Source organism: Nonomuraea sp. NPDC049378, assembly GCF_055586745.1.
The window spans coordinates 30,709-53,269 of record NZ_JBVJHP010000020.1 but is presented as its reverse complement, the minus strand read 5'-3'; the positions used below and the strand labels follow the sequence as shown (position 1 = coordinate 53,269).

Annotated in this window: 23 protein-coding genes; 10 read left to right on the top strand and 13 right to left on the bottom strand. The window is 71.1% G+C overall.

What is annotated here, in order from left to right; genetic code table 11:
* Window positions 1-83 precede the first annotated feature (83 nt).
* From ACZ6SA_RS36490 to ACZ6SA_RS36470, 5 genes are all read right to left on the bottom strand, one after another.
* Window positions 84-2,195: an FtsX-like permease family protein gene (locus ACZ6SA_RS36490; protein ID WP_465833360.1), complete on the bottom strand. Its 2,112-nt coding sequence runs from the start codon at window positions 2,193-2,195 to the stop codon at window positions 84-86.
* Window positions 2,192-5,362 carry an FtsX-like permease family protein gene (locus tag ACZ6SA_RS36485; protein WP_465833358.1) on the bottom strand — a complete coding sequence of 1,057 codons (3,171 nt, stop codon included), beginning with the start codon at window positions 5,360-5,362 and terminating at the stop codon, window positions 2,192-2,194. Before ACZ6SA_RS36485 ends, ACZ6SA_RS36490 begins: the two co-directional genes overlap by 4 nt.
* A gap of 16 nt (window positions 5,363-5,378) precedes the next feature.
* A complete protein-coding gene (locus ACZ6SA_RS36480) occupies window positions 5,379-6,095 on the bottom strand; it encodes an ABC transporter ATP-binding protein (RefSeq protein WP_465833356.1) in 717 nt (238 codons plus the stop codon).
* A 20-nt stretch (window positions 6,096-6,115) separates the two neighbouring features.
* Window positions 6,116-7,048, bottom strand: coding sequence for an ABC transporter ATP-binding protein (locus tag ACZ6SA_RS36475; RefSeq protein WP_347648675.1), 933 nt, complete (start codon window positions 7,046-7,048; stop codon window positions 6,116-6,118).
* A 72-nt stretch (window positions 7,049-7,120) separates the two neighbouring features.
* Window positions 7,121-7,639: a MarR family winged helix-turn-helix transcriptional regulator gene (locus ACZ6SA_RS36470; RefSeq protein WP_347648674.1), complete on the bottom strand. Its 519-nt coding sequence runs from the start codon at window positions 7,637-7,639 to the stop codon at window positions 7,121-7,123.
* Between the two features lie 243 nt (window positions 7,640-7,882).
* Between ACZ6SA_RS36470 and ACZ6SA_RS36465 the strand changes: the two genes are divergently transcribed.
* The 3 genes from ACZ6SA_RS36465 to ACZ6SA_RS36455 all read left to right on the top strand — a co-directional run bounded on the left by ACZ6SA_RS36465 (window position 7,883) and on the right by ACZ6SA_RS36455 (window position 11,219).
* Window positions 7,883-9,436, top strand: a complete 1,554-nt coding sequence (locus tag ACZ6SA_RS36465) for an extracellular catalytic domain type 1 short-chain-length polyhydroxyalkanoate depolymerase (RefSeq protein WP_465833353.1) — start codon at window positions 7,883-7,885, stop codon at window positions 9,434-9,436.
* Between the two features lie 292 nt (window positions 9,437-9,728).
* On the top strand, window positions 9,729-10,193 hold the full coding sequence (locus tag ACZ6SA_RS36460) for a cupin domain-containing protein (protein WP_347648672.1): 465 nt from the start codon (window positions 9,729-9,731) through the stop codon (window positions 10,191-10,193).
* 333 nt (window positions 10,194-10,526) lie between these two features.
* Window positions 10,527-11,219: a hypothetical protein gene (locus ACZ6SA_RS36455; protein ID WP_465833351.1), complete on the top strand. Its 693-nt coding sequence runs from the start codon at window positions 10,527-10,529 to the stop codon at window positions 11,217-11,219.
* A gap of 415 nt (window positions 11,220-11,634) precedes the next feature.
* On the opposite strand, the gene ACZ6SA_RS36450 is transcribed toward ACZ6SA_RS36455, so the two are convergent.
* The 7 genes from ACZ6SA_RS36450 to ACZ6SA_RS36420 form a co-directional block, all read right to left on the bottom strand.
* Complete coding sequence (locus ACZ6SA_RS36450) at window positions 11,635-12,030, bottom strand: dihydrofolate reductase family protein (RefSeq protein WP_465833349.1); 396 nt, start codon at window positions 12,028-12,030, stop codon at window positions 11,635-11,637.
* Between the two features lie 217 nt (window positions 12,031-12,247).
* On the bottom strand, window positions 12,248-14,425 hold the full coding sequence (locus tag ACZ6SA_RS36445; RefSeq protein WP_465833347.1) for an NHL repeat-containing protein: 2,178 nt from the start codon (window positions 14,423-14,425) through the stop codon (window positions 12,248-12,250).
* Between the two features lie 121 nt (window positions 14,426-14,546).
* The gene (locus ACZ6SA_RS36440; RefSeq protein WP_465833539.1) at window positions 14,547-15,080 is read right to left on the bottom strand and encodes an alpha/beta hydrolase; all 534 of its coding nucleotides are present in this window, start codon (window positions 15,078-15,080) and stop codon (window positions 14,547-14,549) included.
* A gap of 69 nt (window positions 15,081-15,149) precedes the next feature.
* Window positions 15,150-15,761: a GOLPH3/VPS74 family protein gene (locus ACZ6SA_RS36435; protein WP_465833536.1), complete on the bottom strand. Its 612-nt coding sequence runs from the start codon at window positions 15,759-15,761 to the stop codon at window positions 15,150-15,152.
* 54 nt (window positions 15,762-15,815) lie between these two features.
* Window positions 15,816-16,205, bottom strand: coding sequence for a hypothetical protein (locus ACZ6SA_RS36430; protein ID WP_465833345.1), 390 nt, complete (start codon window positions 16,203-16,205; stop codon window positions 15,816-15,818).
* A complete protein-coding gene (locus tag ACZ6SA_RS36425) occupies window positions 16,135-16,347 on the bottom strand; it encodes a MerR family DNA-binding transcriptional regulator (protein WP_465833343.1) in 213 nt (70 codons plus the stop codon). The genes ACZ6SA_RS36430 and ACZ6SA_RS36425 overlap by 71 nt, the downstream gene beginning before the upstream one ends.
* Window positions 16,348-16,468: 121 nt before the next feature.
* A complete protein-coding gene (locus tag ACZ6SA_RS36420) occupies window positions 16,469-17,287 on the bottom strand; it encodes a GNAT family N-acetyltransferase (RefSeq protein ID WP_465833341.1) in 819 nt (272 codons plus the stop codon).
* Window positions 17,288-17,504: 217 nt separating this feature from the next.
* Between ACZ6SA_RS36420 and ACZ6SA_RS36415 the strand changes: the two genes are divergently transcribed.
* From ACZ6SA_RS36415 to ACZ6SA_RS36405, 3 genes are all read left to right on the top strand, one after another.
* Window positions 17,505-18,128 (top strand): hypothetical protein, encoded by a 624-nt coding sequence (locus tag ACZ6SA_RS36415; RefSeq protein ID WP_465833339.1) that lies wholly within the window; start codon window positions 17,505-17,507, stop codon window positions 18,126-18,128.
* A gap of 130 nt (window positions 18,129-18,258) precedes the next feature.
* Complete coding sequence (locus ACZ6SA_RS36410) at window positions 18,259-18,669, top strand: hypothetical protein (RefSeq protein WP_465833337.1); 411 nt, start codon at window positions 18,259-18,261, stop codon at window positions 18,667-18,669.
* A 48-nt stretch (window positions 18,670-18,717) separates the two neighbouring features.
* Window positions 18,718-19,077 (top strand): hypothetical protein, encoded by a 360-nt coding sequence (locus ACZ6SA_RS36405; protein WP_465833335.1) that lies wholly within the window; start codon window positions 18,718-18,720, stop codon window positions 19,075-19,077.
* 94 nt (window positions 19,078-19,171) lie between these two features.
* On the opposite strand, the gene ACZ6SA_RS36400 is transcribed toward ACZ6SA_RS36405, so the two are convergent.
* Window positions 19,172-19,552 (bottom strand): winged helix-turn-helix transcriptional regulator, encoded by a 381-nt coding sequence (locus ACZ6SA_RS36400; RefSeq protein WP_347650786.1) that lies wholly within the window; start codon window positions 19,550-19,552, stop codon window positions 19,172-19,174.
* An 81-nt stretch (window positions 19,553-19,633) separates the two neighbouring features.
* Here ACZ6SA_RS36400 and ACZ6SA_RS36395 point away from each other — a divergent pair, with 81 nt between their 5' ends.
* The 4 genes from ACZ6SA_RS36395 to ACZ6SA_RS36380 all read left to right on the top strand — a co-directional run bounded on the left by ACZ6SA_RS36395 (window position 19,634) and on the right by ACZ6SA_RS36380 (window position 22,454).
* A complete protein-coding gene (locus ACZ6SA_RS36395) occupies window positions 19,634-20,044 on the top strand; it encodes a RidA family protein (RefSeq protein ID WP_465833333.1) in 411 nt (136 codons plus the stop codon).
* 331 nt (window positions 20,045-20,375) lie between these two features.
* Window positions 20,376-20,618, top strand: coding sequence for a hypothetical protein (locus ACZ6SA_RS36390; RefSeq protein ID WP_347650788.1), 243 nt, complete (start codon window positions 20,376-20,378; stop codon window positions 20,616-20,618).
* A 64-nt stretch (window positions 20,619-20,682) separates the two neighbouring features.
* Window positions 20,683-21,279: a TetR/AcrR family transcriptional regulator gene (locus ACZ6SA_RS36385; RefSeq protein ID WP_347650789.1), complete on the top strand. Its 597-nt coding sequence runs from the start codon at window positions 20,683-20,685 to the stop codon at window positions 21,277-21,279.
* On the top strand, window positions 21,276-22,454 hold the full coding sequence (locus ACZ6SA_RS36380; protein ID WP_465833330.1) for an FAD-dependent monooxygenase: 1,179 nt from the start codon (window positions 21,276-21,278) through the stop codon (window positions 22,452-22,454). The genes ACZ6SA_RS36385 and ACZ6SA_RS36380 overlap by 4 nt, the downstream gene beginning before the upstream one ends.
* Window positions 22,455-22,561 lie beyond the last annotated feature (107 nt).

Here is a 22,561-nt window from a genome sequence, read left to right as displayed (position 1 = left end):
TATCGAGGATTCAGTCAAGGCGTGCTAACGTTGTTTTGTTAGCGACGATAAGACCGCGCTCCCGGCCCGACCAGCCGGCCGGCTCAGCTGTCGCCCGCGCGGAGCACCTCGCTCAGCCGTCGTCGGCGGCGTAGCGCCGACTCGACGGGCACCACGACGGCGACCGCCGCCAGGAACACGACAGCCACCAGTGCGGGCCCCCACCACGGCAACGCCGGGGCCGGATCGGCACCGGTGAGCAGGCCCAGGGCGAGCGAGCCGAACGTCAGGCGGGCGAGCAGCGCCCCGAGCAGCGGACCGCCCACAACGGCGACCACCACCGGCGGCAGCAGTTCCCCCGCCGCGACCCAGCGGGCCTCCCGGGGCCGCAGCCCGAGGGTGCGCAGCCGGGTCAGGGTCCGCCACCGCTCCGGCGCGCCGGCCGCCGTGCCGAGAGCGAGTCCCAGCAGGCCCAGAACCGGCAGGGTTACCGCCGAGACCCACGCCAACCGCAGCAGTCCCGAGGCCAGCGGCCCATCCGCGGTCCCGTGGCCGACAGCGGCACCAAGGGTGAGCGCGTACGAGGCCAGGGCCACGGAGGTCACGAGCACCACCAGCGGGAGCACCCGGGCCGAGGTCGCCGCCGCCCTCGCGGCCCCGAACACCGCCAGCGGCCGGCGCGAGCCCAGAAGCCGCTTGAGCACGAAGCGCGTCCCGAGGGGCAGGGCCCGCGCCAGCATGAGCGCGCCCGCGAGCGCGCAGAGGGCGGGCGCGCTCGCGGGCAGCACCCCGCCGCCGATCCCCCGCTGGTACAGAGCGACGAGGGCGCCGGACGCGGCCACCAGCACCCCGATCTCAAGTGCGGCCCGCCGCAGCCGTACGGTGTTACGCACCCACCGCCGGGCACTCCGGTTGGCCGGCACGCGGCGATCCCGGGTGGCGCGGGCGGCGGTGAGCGTGCCGAACGCGGGCCCGGCGGCGACGGCGGTGACCACCACGGGAGCCGTCCACTCCCAGGAGACCCCCGGCGCGACGGCCCGGGCCAGGCCGAGCCCAGCCGCCGTGGCCAGCAGCGCCATCACGGCGGATTCGAGCAGCAGCTCGCCACCGATCGCCGGTAGCGACATCCCTCTCTGCCGGGCGGCTGCCAGGGCGGGGGCGCGGCGGCGTACCAGCAGGTCGGCGGCGAGCAGCAGGACCAGGACCGCGGCGGCGAGCAGGGTGACGAGCAGGACGGACGCCTGCGCGGACGCGGCGTCGACCTGGGCGCTCACGTTCCGCAACACCCCGTCGAGCCGGGTCTCCCACTTCAGCGAGCCGTCCCGGGCGCCGGAGGAGCCGGAGGCCGCCTTGAGCGCGACCACCCTCGCGGTGACCGACGGGACCGCGTCCCAGGTGAGCCGGGCCGCGTCGGGCGTGAACCAGGCGGTACGCCGCAACTCGTCCTGTCCGAAGGCGAGCCGGGCGTCGGGCAGCGAGTCGCGGGACAGCAGCCCGGCGAAGCGGGTGCTTCCCGTGCCGTCCGCGCCGGCGACGGGACTCAGCAGCGCGGGGATGAGCCGCCAGGCGGGATCGGCGCTGTCCCGAGGCCGGAAGATGCCGCTGACCTGAACCTTCTTGACGTTCCCCTGGTCGTCGGCCAGCGGGATGCGGGCGCCGGGACGGAGCTGGAGAGCGGCGGCGTCCGCCTCCGACAGGCCCACCTGCACCGGCCAGGGCGGCGCGCCGTAGGGAACCGACGCCGTCTCGGAGCCGGTGGGCCGGGGCGGGCCGCCGACGATCCAGGTCACGCCGGGCCCGCCGTCGCGGGCCACGTAAGCGAGCTGGAACGTGCGCAGCACGCTGCCATCGGTGATCTTGAGGGTGGGGCTGGTGACGGTGGCGACGGGTGGATGCAGGGCGGCGCGCAGGCCGGGGCCGAGCTCGTCCGTCGCCCTGGCCCGGAAGTCGTCGACGCCCTCGGCGAGGCGGGGGTGCCGGACGCGGCTGCCGCTCGGCCCGCCGTCGTCTTCCATGCGGGCGTGGACCCGGAGGTCGCCGCCGTCCCCGCGTACCGCGTCCCGTACGGCGGTGTCGGCGGTCGCGGACAGTAACGGCGGTATCGCGCAGGCGAGCAACGTGACGACCGCCACCACGACGGCGGCCAGGAGCAACGGCCCGGCGTCCGCGCGGGCGCGGCCGGCGACGCTGGGCCAGTGCGGTGCCGGGATTTTCACGACGCCACCCGCAGGTACGCGGCATCGGCGAGCCGGGCCTGGACGGCGACCACCGCGCTCACCGCCAGCGCGCACCCGGCCGGCAGCCCGGTGAGCAGGGCGGCCTCGGCGGCCCACGGCCAGACGGGCAGGACCTCGGGAACGGGAGCGGCGCCGGTGTCGGAGCGGACGAGCAGCGGCGCGACGACGCGGGTGGCCAGCGCGCCGATGACCGCGCCCGCCGCGAGCAGCGGCAGCAGGATGCCGACGTGCTGGCCGAGCAGCACGGTACGGATCTCGCGCCGGGTCATCCCGAGACCCCGCAGGCGCGCCACCTCGACCGCGCGGGCCCGCAGATCGAACGTCACGTGCAGGACGATCCCGGCGATCATCAGCAGGACCGCGGCCGGTACGAGCAGCCGGAGCACGGCCGGCAGCCCGGCCTGCAGCGGGCCGCCGGTGAGCCGGGCGGTCTCGGACGCGCGCGTGGTGACGCTGCCGAGGCGGAGATCGGCCGCATCGCCCGTGGCGGGACGGCCGACCCACCACGCGTCCACGGGCACGTCGAAGTCGCCGCTGACGGCGAGAGCGCGGGAGAGGGCGTCGAAGTCGGCCAGGATGGCCGCGGCGCCCGGAGCGGACGGCACGGCCGGCAGCACCTCGGCCACGCTGACCTGTACGGGGGTGAGGCCGACGGTGAGGTCGAGCCGGGAGCCGCGCCGGGCGCCCACCTCGTCGGCGAAGCGGGCGGAGACGGCGACGGGCACCGGTCCCGGGGCCAAGAAGGCGGTGGCGACCAGGTTCCTGGCGGCGTCCGGCCGGCCCTTCAGCGCGACGGTCGTGGCCATCCTCAGCTCGGTGCCGGCGGAGGTGCCGGTCAGGGCGACGGCAGGATTGCCGAGCTGCCCGGGGGCCGGACCGGCTGAGGTGGCGGTCCAGTGCGAGGCTGCGGAGCCTGTTCCCGCCACGGTGAGCGTCACGGCGACACGGCTGTCCCCCGCCGGGGGTTCCGCCAGGGGATCGGAGTGGCCGGTGCCCACGTTCCCCGTCGCGATCGCGAACGGAAGGGACACCGCGACCAGCTGAAGCCCTTCGGCCGTCGCGCAGTCCGGCAGCGGATGTGCTTCGCCGTCGAGCGGAACGGGCTCACCGGTGCACGGGGTACGCAGACCTGTCGCGTCCTGGAGCAGCAGCCGGGGCGTCACGGTGAGCGGCGTCGCACCGGTCGCCTTCCCGGTCAGGGAGAGCGCGGCTCCGGCCGGGACGGGAACGCCGGCGGCGCGCGCCGGCGGCGCGAGGCCGCCACCCACGGCGTTCCAGGTGCGGCCGTCGTCCAGCCGCCCGCGCAGCAGCGCCTCGGCACGAGTGGTGTCCACGGCGATCAGCCGCGGCGGGTCACCGGCCCTGCCGAGCCACTGCCCGACCGCGATGCCACGATCGGTGGCCGGGCTCACCTCTCCCCCGGTGGCCGCGCCGACCACCCTGCCCTGCCCGGCGGCGGGCGGGGCGGTGAGGGTGAGCACGAGATCGGTGCCGACGGACAGATCAGCCTGGTCCTGCTGGGAGCGCTGCCACGTGGCGTCGAACCCGATCCCGTACGTGGCCGCCGCGCAGCCCAGCCCGATCAGCAGCCCCGCCGCGACCGCCTGCGGCCTGCGGGCGGCCTCGAACGCGGCCAGCGGAACCATCAGCCCGCGCGCCCGGCCGGCCAGCCGTTCCACGACGCGCAACGCGGGCCACACCAGGCGCAACGCCACCGCGGACCCGGCGATGAGCAGCAGCGCTGGAGCGAGCACCCGTACGGCGTCGATGGGCGACCCCGAACCTGCAGGCTGGTCGCGCAACTGCCACCAGCCGACGGCGGCGAGCGCCACGAGCAGCACGTCGGCGCCGGATCGGGCGAGCAGCTCCCGCCGCCCGCGCAAACCTCCGGAGGAGGTCCGCAGCGAGGGCACGACGAGCACCGCCGCCAGCGCCAGCGCGCCGCCGGCGACGGACAGCACCTGTACGGCGTTCACGCAGAAAGGCGTGGCGAGCCCGGCCCCGGCCATGGGCGGCAGCCGGGTCAGCCCGGCGTGCAGGGCGGACGAGGCCGGGATCGCGACCGCGGTGGCGATCCCGGCGAGGGCGCCGGCCTCGACGAGCGCGGCGCCGGCGAGCCGGCCGCGGCCGACGCCCAGCGCGGACAGCAGGGCGGTCTCGTCGTTGCGCACACCGGCGCTGAGCCGGCCGGCGAGGGCGAGGGCGGTCGCGGTCAGGACGAGTCCGATGGCGGCGACGGCGAGCACGGCCGCCGTGGTGACCCGCTGCTGTTCGTGGGCGGCCAGCAGGGTCGAGGGAAGTCGGGAGGCGACGCGCTGGATCCGTACCCGGTCGCCGAGGGTCTGCCCCAGCCGGCGGTCGGCGCCGAGCACGGTCTGGATGACGGTGTCGAGATCGCGGGCGGCGGGGGCGGACAGGTCGGGGTGGGCGCCGATCTCCAGCCGGTCGAGGGTGGAGCCGCCGCCGAGCAGGTCGGCGAGGTCGACGATGAACGGCCCGTACGCGTGAACCGGCTGTGCGGAGCGGCCGTCGTGGTAGGCCGGATCGTACCCGGCGGCGGCGAGGGGGTCACGCTCCCAGCCCGTGCCCGGCAGCGGTCGCACGACTCCGACCACGCTCACCTCGACGCCCCGGTCGGGATCGTCGGCCAGCTCTCTGCCGAGGCGGACCCGCCTGCCGACGGTCAGGCCGAGCTGCCGCGCGGTGCTTTCCAGGACAACCGCCTCCGCCGGCGCGGCACCCGCCCGCGGCAGGCGTCCGGCGGCCAGTCGGGTGCGGGCCTGCAGGTCCTCCACCCCCGACAGGTACGCCACGGCCGGAACACCGGCGCTGGGCAGCGACCGCATCACGGACGACGCGCGCGCGGCCGTCGTCGTCGCGAACGGGGCGAGCGCCGAGGTCAGCACGGCGCGGGTGTCGTCGGCGACGGATCTCGCGTGCTCGCCGCGAATGGTCACGGTGTAGGCGGTGACGTCGATCTGGTCGGAGGCGGCGCGAGAGGCGGCGGTCTCCAGCGCCTGCTCGGCGGTACGGGTGAGCAGGAGGGCGCAGGTGCCCACCAGCGTGGGGCCGACCACGGCGACGGCCAGGAGGGCTGCCAGCAACGGCCATTGCGCACGGGCTCGCCGGGCGACCAGCCTCAGCACGGACGGCTCTCGCTGATCACGAATCGCCCCGACCGTTGGAGCCTCCGTCGGGCCGCCCGTCAGAGCGTGAGCCGGGATGCTCGTCGAGATGCCCGTCGTTGATGCGGATCACCCGATCCGCCAGCGCGAGCATCGTCGGATCATGCGTGGAGACGAACGCCGTCACCCCCTCGGACTCCACCACCCCGCGCAGCAGCGCCATCACCGACAGACCGGTCTCGGCGTCCAGCTGCCCAGTCGGCTCGTCCGCGATCAGCAGCCGTGGCGAGGCGGCCAGCGCCCGGGCGATCGCCACCCGCTGCTGCTGCCCGCCGGACAGCTCGGCGGGTAACTGCTCGGCATGGGCGGCCAGTCCGACCAGTTCCAGCAGCAGCGCGACCCGCCGCTCACGCTCCGCCGGCGGTACGCGGGCCAGCCGCAGCGGGGCGCCCACGTTCTCCGCGGCCGACAACACCGGGATCAGGCCGAAGGTCTGGAAGACGTACGAGACCTTCTCCCGCCGTAACAGGGACAGGCCGTCCTCGTCGAGGGCGGTGACGTCCGTTCCGTCCACGAGGACCGTGCCGGAGTCCGGGCGGTCCAGGCCGCCGATGATGTTGAGCAGCGTGGTCTTGCCGGAGCCGGACCGCCCGACGAGGGCGGTCATGGTGCCGGCCGCGAGCTCGAACGTCACGTCCCGCAGCGCGTGCACGGCGGTCGCCCCGCTGCCGAACCGGCGATGAACGCCACGCACACGGACCAGGGGGCCGCCGTTCATCCGGCCCCGCCGCCGTCGGGGCGGATCGCCACGTGGTCGGCCTCCAGCACCAGCCGGACCCTTCGCGTCAACGCCAGCGCCTCCCGGTAGTCGCGCGGCACCTGGATCCGCCCCGCACGGTCCATCACCGCGTACTCCTCGGCGATCACCTGCTGGGCGCCGTCGTCTCCGGTGGCGGTGCGCCGCAACACCTCGCTGCTCGTGCGCCCGTCGCGGATCGCCACCGTCCGCTCCACCTGCCCGCTGACCGCGGGATCGTGGGTCACGATGACGACGGTGACGCCCAGCTGCCGGTTGACCTCCCGCAGCAGCCCGAACACGGCGGCCGACGTAGCGCTGTCCAGTTCACCGGTCGGCTCGTCGGCCAGCAGCACCCTGGGCTCGTTGGCGAGGGCCACCGCGATGGCCACCCGCATCTGCTGCCCGCCGGACAGCTGCGCGGGCCGCCGCTCGGCGCAGTCGGCGACGCCGAGCAGGTCCAGCAGCTCGGCAGCACGCCTGCGGCGTATCCGGCCAGGAGTGCGGGCCGCTGTCATCGGCAGGTCGACCATCTGCCGTGCGGTCAGGTACGGGATGAGGTTGGCGGCCGTCTGCTGGCGTACGAATCCCACGGTGTGCCGCCGATACCGGACACGATCGGCCCGCGACATGTCCAGCAGATTCCACCGATCGACGCGCACGCGCCCGGCGGTGGGAGCGTCGACCCCGGCCAGGATGGACAGCAACGTCGACTTCCCCGACCCGGACGCGCCGACGACGGCCACCATCTCCCCGCTGTCCACGACCAGGTCCAGCCCCTGCAGTGCCTGCACCTCGACCGACCCGGACTGGTAGATCCGCACCAGGCTCTCGCACACGATCAGCGCGTCTCGTCCGAACTCCGGCGCCTTCGCAGGTGGCTGCGGCAGGGATAAGGGCGCGATGGACATCCCCTCCTCCGCCCGGCACGGCTCTGCTTCAGGGCCAGACTCTATCGTCCTCGCAAATCGGGCCCAAGACCCTTACGGCCAGGGCGACGGTGGCGGCTTCCGCGAGCGAAGGACCGGGGTCAGGGCCCGCGTGTCCGGGTGGAGGGCTCGGGCGCACAGCGTGAGGGTTTCCGCGAGCGTCGTGCGGTCGGGGTCGTCGATCTCGGCGAGCATGACGGCTTCGATGCCGTCGAGGGAGCGGTCGCATCGCCGGAGGGTGCTCAGGCCTTTCGGGGTGAGGCGGGTGCGCAGGGCGCGGCCGCCACGGGGATGCGGGTCGCGGCGGATCAGGCCGCGTTGTTCGAGATCGCGGATGACCAGGTTCATCGCCTGCGGGGTGACGAAGGCGATGCGGGCCAGGTCGGCCGAGGACGGGGCGTCGCGCAGGCGCAGCTCGCTGAGCGCCATGTATTCGGTGGTCGTCATGCCGTGCCGGGCGAGCGCTTCATCCAGGCAGGCGCGGATGCGGCGTTCCAGCCGGAACACCAGGTAGCTCACATGGGGCGGCGGTGCGTCCGGCGCAGCGGCCGCGGGGACACCCGGATCGGTCACCAGGAGACGATATCTCGTCCTGTCAGAACGGGCCCAGATGTAAGTTTCACCCCATTATCAAGGACCTTGATAACAAGCTACTTGATAACCAGGGAGAACGGCTCCCTGCCAGGTGAACCGGCGGACCAGCGCACCGCGCGTGCATTGACGGCGGATTGCGGCCCTTCTATTTTCCAGCGACCGGTGTCAATACGCGGCGGACCGACCCACGGCGCGCCGCAGATCTGGAGAGGAGGAGCGCGAATGACCCGATGGATACGGGTGCTGGCCAGTGCCTGCGCCGCGGCGCTCTTAGCCGTCATGACCGTGGCACTCGGATCGCCGGCCGTCGCCGCCAGCCTGGTGGAGGTGACCGGCTTCGGCAACAACCCGGGCAACATGCGGATGCACGTCTACGTGCCGGACTCGCACCCGACCTCGCCGGCGATCGTGGTTGCGATGCATGGCTGCGGCGGCTCCGGTCCCGGCTTCCACCAGGGCAGCGAGTTCGCCTCGCTGGCGGATCGATACGGCTTCGTCGTCATCTACCCGACCGCCACCCAGTCGGCGGGGTTCGGCAACTGCTTCGACACCTGGTCGGACGCGGCCAAACAGCGCGGCGGCGGCAGCGATCCGGACTCGATCCTCTCGATGATCGACTACGTCGAACGGACCTACCGTGGAGACCCGAACCGGGTCTACGCCACCGGAAGCTCGTCCGGCGGCATGATGACCCAGCACATGCTCGCCGTCCATCCGGACGTGTTCAAGGCAGGGGCCTCCTTCATGGGTGTGCCCTTCAACTGCTTCGCCGGCGCCTCCGACTATCCACCTGGAAGCAGCAGGTGCACCGGCGGGAGCATGGACCGATCACCCCAGCAGTGGGGCGATGCGGTCCGCCAGGCGTACCCGGGATATTCCGGCCCCCGCCCGCGCATGCAGCTGTGGCACGGCACCAGCGACACCCTCGTGCCCTACTCGCTGCTGCGCGAGTCGATCGAGCAGTGGACCGATGTGTTCGGGCTGAGCCAGACCCCGACCAGCACCGACACCCCGCAGGCGAACTGGAACCGCAGCCGGTACGCCAGTTCGTCCGGCGCCGTGCAGGTGGAGGCGTACAGCGTCCAGGGCGCCGGGCATGCTCTTCCGCAGGGCGGCATGGCCCTCTACGCCATCCAGTTCTTCGGCTTGACCACCAGTTCGACCGACACCACGCCGCCGACCGCCCCGGCCGGACTCACCGCCTCGGGCACCACCGCAACCGGCACCAGCCTGGCCTGGACGGCCTCCACCGACGACACCGGCGTGACCGGCTATCAGATCCTGCGCGCTCCCGGCGCGGCGGGCGGCACGTTCACCCAGGTCGGCACCTCGGCCACGACCTCGTTCACCGACACGGGCCTGACCGCGAACACCACCTACCGCTACCAGGTCCGGGCGCGCGATGCCGCCGGTAACGTCTCACCGGTCTCCGACACCGTCCAGATCACCACCCAGGCAGGCACGACCGGTGCCTGCTCCGCCACCCCGACCGTGCAGTCCCAGTGGGGGAACGGGTATGTGATCCAGCCGCTGACCATCACCAACACCAGCACCTCGACGATCACCAGCTGGACCGTCACCTTCACCCTGCCGGCCGGGCACACCCTGACCGGCTCGTGGAACGCCACCGTCACCAGCAGCGGCCAGACCGTCACGGTCAGAAGTGTCAGCCACAACGGCACGCTCGCGCCGGGAGCCGGCACCACCAGCTTCGGCTTCCAAGCGAGCAGGCCCAACGGCAACACCGCCCTGCCGTCCGGCTACGCCTGCGCCTGACCATCACCGCGCTTCCCTGATCACGGCCCCGTCGTCGACAGGTGGGACCGGGCCGTGATCGAGGGATCCGCGCCGGTGGGAGAACCGGCCGCGTACCGCGGCCAGGGCCACTCGGTGCGCCCCATGCCGCGTCGCTCATCGAGTCGCCCGAGCACACATGCCTGCGCCGAGCCGGGCTCCACACCCTGCCTTGTAGTTTATATTTCAACTTGTTAATGTCTAGATAGCTGGCTGATCATGCGGCCATGGCCGCGTCCAGCGCGCTGACGTACCCGCTATGAAAGGTTTTCGGATGAGCATCGCTCTCGTGCGGAACCCCGGCGACGGTCCGGCCTTCCGCTACTACAACACCGGGGTCGAGCAGGTCGTGTCGACCGACGAGACGAGTGGAGCGATCACCGTCTCACGTCTGAACATGCCGCGCGCCGACGCGCCGCCCCTGCACACCCACAGTCGCGAGGACGAGAGCTGGGTGATCCTTTCCGGACGCGTCCGGTTCTGGATCGGATCGACGTCGCTCGCCACGTGCGACGTGTACGACGCCGAACCCGGCGCCTTCATCTACGGACCCCGGTCAGTGCCCCACACGCTCCAGCCGATCACGGAGACCGCGGAGATCCTTCAGATCAACAACCCCGGAGCCGTAGAGGGCTACTTCAGGGCGATCGGCCCCGCTGACGCGCGCGCCGACGAAGAGCACGCCGACCTCCTGGCGCGGTACGGAGTAGCGCTCCTCGACCATCCACCTTCTGTCTAGTCGGCTGGTTCTCCGGCGCGCTCCGCGCGGCAAGCCCGGTTGCGACATGTGGCAGCGTTCCCCGCGCGGAGCGCGCATGGCGGGCCGTCGTATGACTTGACCTTGGCGGGAGCTCGCGCCGGGATCGGATTGGGACCATCTCGGCGAGCAGGACGAGCGGGATGAGTGACGGAGGCGGCGGCCCCTGGGCTCGCCATTACGGCGGGTGCTCTGTGAGAGCCAAACCGAAATAGTTCGATATCTCGATTTGGCGACTTTCTGTCACTCGTCGCCGCCAGGGTGGCAAGCTTCAGAAAGAACCGCAGTCCTGATCAATCGATTGGGGTCCTGTCTGTGTCTTATCAAGGCAATGCGCCAAGCGATCGCCAGCGCCTTCCGGCCGGCAACGAAACCCGCAAGCGACACTCGGACACGGTGCGTGCCGCTTGGATCAGCGCCACCGCTGCGCTCGGGGCTGCCGTTATCACTGTGGCGGGTGCGTTGGTAACGGGGTATCTCAACATTGACGCCAACCCCGGGGCGGACGGGACGACCGTCAAGGCTGCCACAAGTACGGTTACGGTGAGCATCCCTGTCACGATCACTGAGACGGAGAAGACGCAAGAAGTCCAAGAATCAGACAATCCTGCACTGTTCAACCCTGATCAGGACGCGAAATACAGCAAGCGCATGAGCGTTCCGCTCCTTTCGGGCGGCTCCCGTAGTTACATATCTCTGGGTAGAGGCGTGATCGATAGCGTCGCCGCTGGTTCTGATCTCTCGTATGGGAGGTATGGTGACGGGTTTCGCATGGATACCGAGTATCTCGGCATGATGTTCAGCACGAACATTTCACCTTCTGATCCAGTGACCAGAACAATGTGCCAGGATGCCATCGAAACCAGTCCAATCGGTACGTCGATCACAACGTTCAAGAAGAACGATCGCATCTGTGTAGGCGGCAGCGGGGAAGTGGCTCTTATCCAAGTACTTGCAGCGCCTGACCAGAAAGGCACCCTGCAGATGCAGCTCGTCGTTTGGGACTGAGTGCCTGCTCAAGCGATCGTTTGTGACGGGACTTCCGCCCGAAGGTGTAGCGGGGTCGTCGATCAAGCGGTCGGCCAGGCCTTTCCCATCACTCAATACCGGGATATCACGCTGAATCCGCGCCCCATAGGGCGCCGGGCGTAGTTGTCTGCAAGAGGCGCTCCACCCGCCGCCTCGCCACGCAGCGGCCTGCCGGGCCCGGGATGCGAAACCGCAGAAAGGCCTTGACAGCCCCCTGGCGGCGAAGGTCTTGACGGCGGCGCCGGTCAGGGCGTCGATCAGGCCGACCGTACGAGCGGCGGCCACGTTGTGAACGGCCGCTCGTCGGCCAGGCGGTCCATCGGGATGGGAGTGCCGGCCAGGGTGGCGTAGGCCGACCGGCCTGCTCTCCCAGCTGTTGAGCGCGGCAAACATGTCAGACATGCAGGGTGGGCCGGTAGATGAGCTCTTGGATGTGGCCGTCGAGCGTCCGGCTCTCGAGCAGCTCCAGGTCGAAATCGCCCACGCCCGAGAGGATCGGGCTGATCCCGGTCCGTCCGGAGATGACAGGGAAGATCGTCACTTGCAGGCGGTCGACAACGCCGGCGGCCATCAGCGCCCGGTTCAGCGACAGGCTGGCCTGCGAGCGCAGCGGCACGTCCGACTCCTCCTTGAGCCGGGCGACGATGTCCACGACGTCACCGCTCACGATGGTCGCGTCCAGCAGCTCGGGGCCCTGCTTGCTCCAATAGCCGCCCCAGTCGGCGCCCTCGGCGTAGGAACCGTAGCCGTCGAGGGTGGAGAAGACGTCCCAGGTGTAGGTAGCGGTCATGACGCTGTCCTCAGGTGCGGTTGAACGGGTGTGTGGTTTCAGACTGGAGACCACGGCGAAACTCATCGCCGTACGAGCAGAAGTGATCGACCTGACGGGTCAAGGCGGAGCGCCCGCAGACCCGTCGGTCCACACGTCAAGCATGGTGATCCGTACGAACCACATGAAGGCGGCGTCACGGCCCACCCACCCGCGTAGGCCGTGAACGCCTCCCGTGTCAGGGCTTGGCCGCGGCGCTGACGATGCGGCCGGCTTCCTCCTTGGTGATGAGGCGGGCGGCCACCAGTTCGGCCGACTTCTTGGCGACGTGGGCGATGAGCTGGGGCCCGGTGTGCTTCTCGTCCTCGATGAGGTCCTCGATCGTGCAGCCGTCGGGGCGATAGCGGTTCGTCACCCCGGTGTCGCGGCCCTTGACGGTGACCATCGGGGTCAGGTCGGAGGCCTTGCAGGCGTCCGCCGGAGGGGTGTAGCGGAGCAGGCGGGCGCCGCCCTGTACGGAGCCGAGGGCGTCCTTGGTGCCGCTGCGGAACCAGATGTTGCCTGAGCCGTCCTGCGCGCCCCGGTAGAGGCCGGACTCGACGGCGGTCGTGAACGTCTTCGACAGCGGGTCGATGCGGAACACCTTCCCGTCGAGGGAGGCGTAGACGTGCTCGTCGGGGTTGACGTGCAGCTCGTCAGAGACGCCGGTGTATCCGGCGGGGAGCTTGACCCGCTTGACCACGCGGGCCGTGGCCGGGTCCATGATGAACACCGTGCCGTCGGCGAGGCCCCAGAGCAGCCCGTCGGAGCCCTTGACCAGCGCGGTGATCGACTTCGCGCCGGGCACCGGCGTGTGCTCCGATCGCTTCTCGCCCGAGGCCAGGTCGTAGGTGAACACCTTGGCGTCCGTCGCCTTGGGCGTGGTGCCGCCGCCGCCGTAGATCGACGTGCCGCCCCACAGGGTGTCCCCGAGCACGGCCAGCGAGGTGACGCCCTGGTCGGCGACGGGGGCGCGCCGTACCGTGTGCTCGCCTGAAGTCTCGTCGTAGACGGTGAGCGCGCCGCCCCAGAGGCCGTAGTCGGGGGTGCTGCCGATGTAGACCTCGCTCCCGGCGGCGGCGAACGCCACGGGCCGGTTCTGGCCGTCGCCGATCAGGCGGAACAGCTCACGCGGGTTCGTGCCCGTGACGAACGGCCGGGCCGGGTCGTAGTGCATGATCGCGCCGTTGGGATAGGTGCCCAGGTAGAGCTTGCCGTCCTTCCAGAACCACCCGTCGGTCTGCGCGGCCCGGCCGAGCTGGGTCACCTTGCCGGTGTCCGGGTCGAGGACCGCGACGTTGCCGTTGATGTAGAGGTTGGTGTAGATCCGGCCGTCCGGCCCGGCAGTGACATTGTTGATGTCGATGGGCTGGTACGGGAACGGCAGCTTGAAGCGCTGGGACGCGCCGGTGCTCGGGTCGTAGGAGAACGCGTCGCCGTTGTAGTTGCCGATCGCCGCGTAGAGCGTGCCGTCGACGAAGCCCCAGCCCACCCCGGCACCGCCCGAGGCCACCCCCGGCACCGCTTCCGGCCGGTCGGCGGCCAGGTCGTAGCGCCACAGCTCGGTGCCCGAGGTGAAGTAGACGTAGCCGCCCTCGGCGACCTTGGTCGTGCCGCGCGAGCTCATCGCGAACCCGTCGGCCAGCACCTCCCCCGAGTCGGGGTCGAGCACGAGCGCCTGCCCCTTGCTGCGCTTGACGAACAGCTTGCCCGCCACCAGGTTCAGGTCGTACGGATAGCTCGGATCGCCGCGCAGCGCCTCGGGCCAGATGTCCCGCTTCTCCCCCGTGGCCAGGTCCAGCCGGATCAGGTGCCCCGCCGAGCCGACCGCCGCCCACAGCAGTTGCCGGTCGGTGTCGACCGCGACGTCCGGCGTGTACTGCTGGCCCTCGACCATCACTCCGAGGTCGCGGAACCCTTGACCCGGGGTGTACGAGAACGCCTTGGCCCCCGGATACGTCCCCCCGTAGACCTTGCCGTCCTCACCGGCCTGCAGCCCGTAGGCGTACAACTCCCCCGGCACGACCTGCCCCAGATCGGTGGCCTGCTCCTGGCCCGGCTTGAAGGAGTACAGGTGGCCGTTGGGGTAGGTCCCGGCATAGACGGTCCCGTCGGCGGCCTGGGTGATGCCCCACCCGCCGGACGAGCCGGGCAACTCCACGGTGTCCCTCAGTTCGCGGGTCACCGGATCGACTTCGGCGACGACCCCTGGCGTACCCATCTGGACGCTGAAAACGGCGGGCCGCCCGTCCTGGCCGGTGCCGAAGTACCCCTCGAAGACGGTGAGCGCGGTCGACTGGACGCCGAAGTCGGTCACGGTTCCTTGGGCTGGGGAGGCGGCTAAGAGAGTGGACAGCAGGACGGAGAGGACACGCATGGGTTGCACTCCTGGGAGATTACGGTCTTGAGTGGAACTGCTTCCTTCGGGCTCGTATCGGCTTCATATGAGATAACGGGCCAGACCGTAAAAAGTCAACAATCACGCCGACCCCTAGACGTCATCCACTTCGACTCCCCTGCTCCCGCAGCACGCCCGTCTCTGCCGGGATGGTCGGATCCGTGAACGAGGGGGTTTCGGTGGCGTGCTCGGCGTTCCCATCGAGCGGCGTCCACGACTCGTACGTGGTCCGCTCCAGGGGCAGGGGTTTGCCTGCCGCGACGACGGTCTGTGCGGGCCGGTCGCCGCCGAGCGGGAAGTCGATGACCGGGCGGTCCACTTCCTCCGTGCCGTAGGGGAAGACGCCGTGGACGCTCTCGTTGTCGACGGCGATCAGGCTCGTGTTCGGCAACCCTGTGCCGGCTGCCCAGCCCTGCTCGTACGGCGTCATCGCATCGAGTTCGCTCTGCAGGACGATGGTCTCGTAGTTTGTCGTCGGACGGAGCTCCGGAGTGTACTTCTGGACGGCGGTGCTGTAGGAAAGCCCTGAGGTGTACGGCCCTCCGGGTGCGTGATGACCGTGGTGTGGTGTTCGGGGTCCGAAGCATCGATGTTGTGGCCTGTGAGATGCGAACGTCCCACGTGACCTCGGGATCCGGATTCAGCCAGTCCCGCGGCACCTTGATGGTCGCGCACCGGACGTTGGACCGGAGCGCACATCTCGCTAACCGCGCGGCAGCACAGCCGCGGCGATGATGACATTGTTGACGATGGTCGCGGTGACGGTGCGAGCGACAGCCTCCGCGGCAGCGCCCGCTCCCCAGTTCCCGTTCTTGAGCTCTTCGGCGCGGGCGATCACCGCAGAGGTCCACGGGATGTCGCGGTCGAACTGCGGCAGGGTTCCGCTCCCGTAGATGAGCGCGGCGAGCGCCGCGACGCGGGCCGTCGGCTCCGCACCGTCGACGAGCACGGCGCGAACGTCGGTGAGCAGGCTGTCGCGGCGCCCGCTGTCGCCTCCCTCAAGCACCTGGGCGTTGAACAGGCCGAGCGCCTTGCGCGTGCTCCGCCGGAGCTCCCCGCGCCCGACGAGTCGATCCAGCAGCGGTTCACGCAGGGTCGGCCCCATCGCGGCAAGGACGGTCTGCACTCCCCGAGGCCTGTCGGCGACGTACTCCCAACTGGCACGGAGGAGGTGATCCGAGGGCGGGTTGTCAGCGACGGCCTCCACTGTCACGGTTCCCATCCGTCCGGTGCCGCTCCGGACGTGGCCCCCGCGCGCGAGGTCGGCGAGCACCGCCCCCGCGAGCACGTAATAGAGCGTGCTCTCCCCGGCGATGCTCCCGGCGCCGGACGGCCTGGCTTCAGCAAAAACCGTGTTCCAGGAACACGGTCAAGCTCCGCGGGGAGCGCGTCCCTCGTCCGCCTGTCCGCTCTGCTCCCGAAGGGCGCTCACCTGGTCGTTCGCGAGGGTGTTGGCACGGACGAGCACGTCCAACTGGGCCGGGTTGTACAGATCCACCACGCTGTCCACGATCGTCCGCGCCGTGACGTGCGGGCTCTTGGACAGGTGCGCAGCAGGATCGCTCAACCACGGATAGTCGATGAAATGCCGCGCGAGAGTCCGAGCGAGCCTCTCGACCAGGCGCTGCCGCGTGTCCTCATCCGCGTCGGCCGGCAATCGATCGATGTCGGCGCCGACGCCGTCGGTGTCAGCCTCCACCATCTTCTGAACGTCCGCCAAGGCGTCCTGGTCGTATAGTTGCGCGTAGATGTGGATCATCGAACTGTCCACCTCCGACAGTCGAGATGCCACCGTTGTACCGGCGCTCGGGCTCGTCGAGCAGTCCGAGACGGTGGTAGTGGCGGATCGTGTTCACTGTCGTTCCCGCCAGTCCGGCGAGCTCGCGCGTGCTCCACGGCATGTCATGTCCCTCCCGCGCTCACAACACACATAAGGACCCCTCAACGCCAGTTCGGCATCCCCTATGCCACGGCCGACACCGGCGGGCGGGGTTCCACGGGCCCGCGGGGGTGTGCGCGCGGTCAGCCCATCGAGATGAGGATGGGCGCGACGTATCGCCCGCGGTCGCCCGGATGCCGGTGGGCGCCGTAGACCATCGTCGGCAGGGCCGCGGGTCCCTCAGCGGGCCCCAGCCCGGTGAGCCACGGACGCAGGCCCGGGTAGGCGTCCAGCAGGTCGATCCGCACATCGCGGTCGGCGCCGTGAACGGCGGCCAGGATGAGCTCGCGGGCGGCTTCCTCAGAAGGCGCGACCACGGGGCCGATGACACGATGAGGGCCGGCGTTCCAGGCCACGGCGAAGCCGCCGTCGGTGACGATCGTGCGCTCGGCCATGGCCAGCAGCGCCGTCAGCGCCTTGCTCCGGTCGGCCCCGGTGGCCTCGGCGTCCAGGTCGAGGAGCGCGGCGTGGTCGTCCGGTGTGGCCACGCGGACCGCGGACGTCCACGCCGCCCCCTGCATCGGCCCCATGGCGATCGTCAGGCTACCCGTCGGCCGGAAGCCCAGCCGCTCGTATACGGGGCGTCCGAAGCGGGTCGCGGTCAGCTCCACGGTGCGGTCCCCGGCGACCTCCAGGGCATGCTCCACCAGCCGGGTGCCGAGCCCTTGCCTGCCGTACCTGCCGGCGACCAGCATCATGCCGACGCCGGCCAGCGTGTCGCCGTAACGGGTCACCACGACGCACCCGGCTAAGCCGTCGCCGTCGGCCGCGTCGACACCGTAGACCTCGCCCGCCTCGAACATCAACCGCCATTTGGCCTCGTCGGTGGACCAGTCGCGATCGCCTTCTAGCCGCCGGCACAGGGGCAGGTGCTCGGGACCGAGAAGTCGAATATCGCTCATAGACGCGGATTCTGGCACACGCCAGGATTGTCGTTGATCTTCGAGATGCTGCGGCAGCGTGCATCGCCGGGACGGGCGCTCCGCTGCTCGCTGTCGTCGAATGCGTCAACCAAGCCATGGCCGGCTTGTTGTGCGAAGGAGAGCCGACGCATGGCGGCATGGTGAGGTCAGTCCGGTGGTGGTGGTCGCGGTTCTCATGGTCTGGAGAGGTGATGTGGTGTTAGAGGGTGTGGACGAGGTGCCGTGGGGGCGGCTCGGGTACTGGCCTGGAGGTTCGGCCGCGGTGCCCGGCCTGCTGCGGGAGCTCGCGGCGGTGCCGCCGGGGTCGTCGGAGGAGTCGCCGGTGTGGCGGCTGCGGGACGGGCTGTTCCAAGGAATGAGCACGCCCGGCGAGGTGTACGACGCGGCCCCGTACCTGGTGCCGTACCTGCTGGAAGTCGTGAAGATCGCGCGGCAGCCCCACCGAGGACTGGTCGTGGACCTGATGACCGACATCGCGTTGGCTCAGCCGCACCGTGACGTGTCCTGGGATCCCGCCGCCGGACCCGAGCCCGACCACGCGGCGCTCGCACGGGCGGCCATGACCGCCGACGTCGACACGATCGCGCGGTGGCTGAACGATGCCTCCCCGAAGATCGTGGCGGGGACGGCGCGCTTGCTCGCTCTCTTGCCCGAGGCCGCAACGAGGAGTTTGCCCGCGTTGCGCGCGCGGGCCGAGAAGGGGGTGAGGCCGGCAGGCGATGCCGGAGCGGTGACCTGTGTGTCACGGCCAGGCCACTGCCCGGATGGGGAGGGCGGAGGCCCGCCTCAGAACTGCTCGCGGTGCAGGCACTGGGCATGATGGGCCCAGTGGCCTCCGCAGCCGTACCCCGCGCTGGAAGCCATCGCTCACGGCCGTGCCCGGGTGACAGAACGCGCCGTCCGGGCCGACGAGCGCTACCAGCGCGCCGCCCAGCGTGCGCTGTCCATCGTTGACAAGCAGCCTCCCTCGAGCACCCGACCGGGTCAGTGAGCACTTCGAGCGGCTCACGTTCGCGCAGCCGGGCCGCCGCCGATCTCTGACCGACGCGGTGCTGGGCCGCAGGACACCTCGCGTGGTCGCCAGCACCGTCGTCTGCGTCACCTCCCACGAGGACGACCGCCGGGCGTGGGTGAACGAGAACTTCGGGATGGTCGGGCAGCTGCCCGTCTACCGTGCCATGCTCGACCGCGGCCATGCCGCCGGCCCGCAGGACACGGTGGTCATCGGCGACGAGACCGTCATCGAACGCCAGATCCGCCAGTTGTTCGACGCCGGCGCGACCGAGCTCTTGGCGGTGACCCTCGGATCCGAGGAGGAACAGGCCCGGACCACCGCGCTTCTGGCCGATCTGGCCGGATAGACCGCCGGACCACCTCACCGGTCCTCGGCAGCTGTCTCGCCGGACGCGGTGTACCACTGGGAGCAGGACGCACTGGTCGTCGCCCGTAACCGGGGCATGTTGCCCACCGCCGCCTCGCGGGCCATCTTCTCGATGGCCCACGACGCGATGCCCGAGCACCGCGACCGGCTGGCCGCGGGCGGCACGCTGCTGGACATCAGCAGTTGCGTCGGCGGAGCCCTGCTGACGATGTTCCCTGAGCTGCGCGCAGTCGGTGTCGAGCGAGCCGGCGACCTTGTCAAGGAACTGCGAGAGCGGGCCGACTGCGGCAGCACGCCGCCTACTACATGCTGCGCCTTCCGCAACCGCTACGACCAGACCCCGATCGGCTACGCCGCGACCGCCGCTCGAGAAGCAGACGTCGCTTGAGTGTGCCGGGCCGGCGCCGAAGGCGCTTGAGCCGTTGCGAACGACGGTGCCCTGCCGCCACCCGCCCGCCCTTCTTCCTGCCCGTCCTCCCGAATCACCCGAGCTCAGATGCCTGGTGTTCGCGTGCGTCGAAGTTGTCGCGGGCGCGTTCGATGGCGGGCATGTGTCGTGTGGCCCAGTCCAGCAGGACGTCGACGGGGTGACGCAGGGTCTTGCCCAGGGGGGTGATCCGGTAGGTGACCGCCACCGGGCGGGTGGAGGTGACCTGGCGTTCGACCACGCCGTTGCGTTCGAGCCGCCGGAGGGTGGCGGTCAGTGACTTCTGGGTGACCGCAGGAAGGGCGCGACGCAGCTCGTTGAAGCGGCAGGGGCGTTCGCACAGCTCGTTGAGAACGCTGAGCGACCACTTGTCGAGCACCTGGTCGAGAAGTTCGCGGTGTGTGGTGCCGATGCGGATCTCATCGCCGGTATCCATGCCGAAACCTGGTCTCGTTGAAGTGTCCTTCTGACACTAAGTATCTTATCGATACCTCAGGCGAGAAGGAGCCACACAACCATGACCGTTCAGTACCTCACGCCCGAAGACATGCTTCAGCCCACCCCGTACCATCACGTGGCCGTGGGCACCGGGACCCGGCACGTGCACGTCAGCGGTCAGGTCGCCCGCCGGCCCGACGGCGCCCCCGTGGCTCCCGGGGATCTGGCCGGCCAGGTTGCCCACGCCCTCCGCAACACCGCCAAGGGCCTGGCCGGCGCAGGAGCCACCTTCCAGGACGTGCTGCGCCTGACGTTCTACGTCACCCGGTGGAGCCCGGACAAGATCGGCGACTTCATGGCCGGCGTGGAGGCCGTCGCCGGCGAGATCGGGCTTGAGCTGCCGATACCTCCGGCGTCCCTCATCGGCGTCGACCGCCTGTTCGAGGACGACGTCCTCGTCGAAGTCGAAGCCACCGCGCTTCTCGACTGACCTCGACCTCGTACACCTCCCATCCGCTGGACACGTGCCGGGTCGCCGGCAGGCTCAGCGGCCCGGCACGTCGGCGCGCAGCCGCTGGAGAACGGGCACCACGATGGCTCAGGGACGCACCTTCAAACGCTGTTCCTGCCGGGACAGCGACGGCAGGACGCGCGGGCAGCGATGCCCCAAGCTGCGCCCCAGCGGCGGGTGGAGCTAGCGGCACGGCATCTGGCACTACCAGATCGAACTCCCGCCCACCCCGGACGGTAAGCGGCGCGAGCCGCCGCGTCGCGGCGGGTTCGACTGGTACGGCTCGTCCCCCGACAGCAGCTAACTACTCGTGTCCGTCCTCACCGAGGCCCAGTCGCCCACGTCCACGCCGCGCCGGAGGGCGGGCCCGTGTGCGCTGCGCGGTTTCAAGGGCGCCGACGTGGTGGAGTCCGAGGGGGTACGGCTGGCGGCCTCGGTGTCGCTGTTCCTGGCGGCCGGCAAGGTGAGCGACCACGTGGCGGACGGGGACGGCGTGTACGCCCGCCGCCCGGTGGCCGCCGGCGCCACCCGCCTGGCGGGCCGTCGCCCGTGAGGCGGTCCCGTTCCCGCGCGCAGCGGTACGGCGGCGACTGCCGGGCGCGTGCTAAATTGGCCGCATGACCAACTTGGCCGAACGACCAAATTCGGCGCGTGGCGACCGGCGGCGCGAGCAACTGGTGGAGACCGGCCTCGCGCTCCTGAGCGAGCACGGGTGGCCCGGCGTCACGGCGCGCGCCGTGGCCGAGCGCGCCGGCACCAATCCCGGCCTGATCCACTACCACTTCGGCGGCCTGCCCGGCCTGCACGCGGCGATCTTCCGGCGCGGCACCGACCTTCTCGTCAAACCGCTCGTCGACGAGTTGCTGGCCGCCGGGGACGAGCGGGCCGCGCTGGACTCGATCCGCACCCTGCTGCCGCGGACCACCGACGACGAGCCCGCGTCCCGGCTGGCCGCCGAGCTGATCATCGGCGCGACCCGCGACGCCGTGCTCGGCGCCGTGCTCCGCGACGAGCTCCGCCAGGTCCGGCAGCAGATCGCCGACCAGCTGCGCGCGCTCCACCCGGGCTGGTCGGCCGGCCAGGCGCTCGGGGTCGCCACGCTGACCGTTGCCGCGATCGACGGGCTGATGCTGCACTGCATGATCGACGGCGACCTGCCCACCAGCGAGGCGCTGGACGTGGCGGAGCGCCTGCTCCCCGAGGAGGAGACATGAGAGTCCTCATCAGCGGGGCCGGGATCGCCGGGCTCACGCTGGCCTACTGGCTGCGACGTCGCGGCATTGAGCCGGTGGTCGTGGAGCACGCGCCCCACGGCCGCCTGGGCGGCTACGGCGTCGACTTCTTCGGCACCGGCTACGACGTGGCCGCCCGCATGGGCATCCTCGACCGGCTGACCCCGCACCGGCTGCCCGTCGACTCGGTCGAGTTCGTCGACGCCTCCGGCCGGTCCTCGTCCCGGTTGTCGGCCGGCCTGCTGGAGCGGGTCATCCGGGGGCCGCACCTGCCGCTGATGCACACCACACTGGAAGGCGCCCTGATCGACGCCGTCGCCGGCGAGGTGGAGATCCGCTTCGCCGACAGCGTCGCCGAGGTCCGCGACACCGGCGACGCGGTCGAGATCGGCTTCGCCGGTGGCGCCGGCGGGCGGTTCGACCTGCTCGTGGGGGCCGACGGCATCCACTCGCGGACGCGGGAGCTCGTGTTCGGCGCGGAGTCGCGGTTCGTCCGCCCTCTCGGCACCCGCCTGGCCTCTTACCCGGTGCCCGACCGCTACGGCTGGGGCCGCGTGCGCGCCCACTACACCGAGCCCGGCCGCCAGGTCGTCGTCTATCCCGGCGGCGAGCCCGGCACGCTGGTCGCCCTGCTGCTGTTCCGCTCGCCGCAGGGCGGGAGCGTTCCGCGTGACCAGCGGACAGGCCTGCTGCGGGAGCGCTTCGCCGGGGCGGGCTGGCTCACTCCGTCGCTGCTGGCCGACGCGCCCGCCGGGGAGTCGATCTTCATGGATGCGATGGCCCAGGTCGTCATGCCCGCCTGGCACCGTGGCCGGGTCGTCCTGATCGGCGACGCTTGCGGCTGCATGACCATGGTGTCGGCCCAGGGCGTGTCCATGGCGATGGCCGGGGCGTACGCGCTGGCCGAGGCGCTGGCGGCCGAGCCGGGCCACGAGCGCGCGTTCGCCCGGTACGAGGCCCGGATGCGACCCGAGGTGCGGCGACGCCAGCGCAACGCGCTCCTGTTCGCCCGCATGCTGCTGCCCTCCGGCCGGGCCGGGCTGGCCGTGCAGGGCCTGGCCAACCGGATCATCACCCGACAGACGTTCGCGCCCGTGCTGCGCAGGCAGTTCGGCGCGGGGAGCATCCTGCCGCCCGCGACAACAGGAGGAAGCTGAGATCAGAGATCGTCAGAAGGCCGCACCGCCGACCGGGCTGCGCCGCAAACTGTGGCGCCTGCCCAGCCCGCTCCACCGGCCGGGCCTGGGCGCCCTGCTGGGCCGCC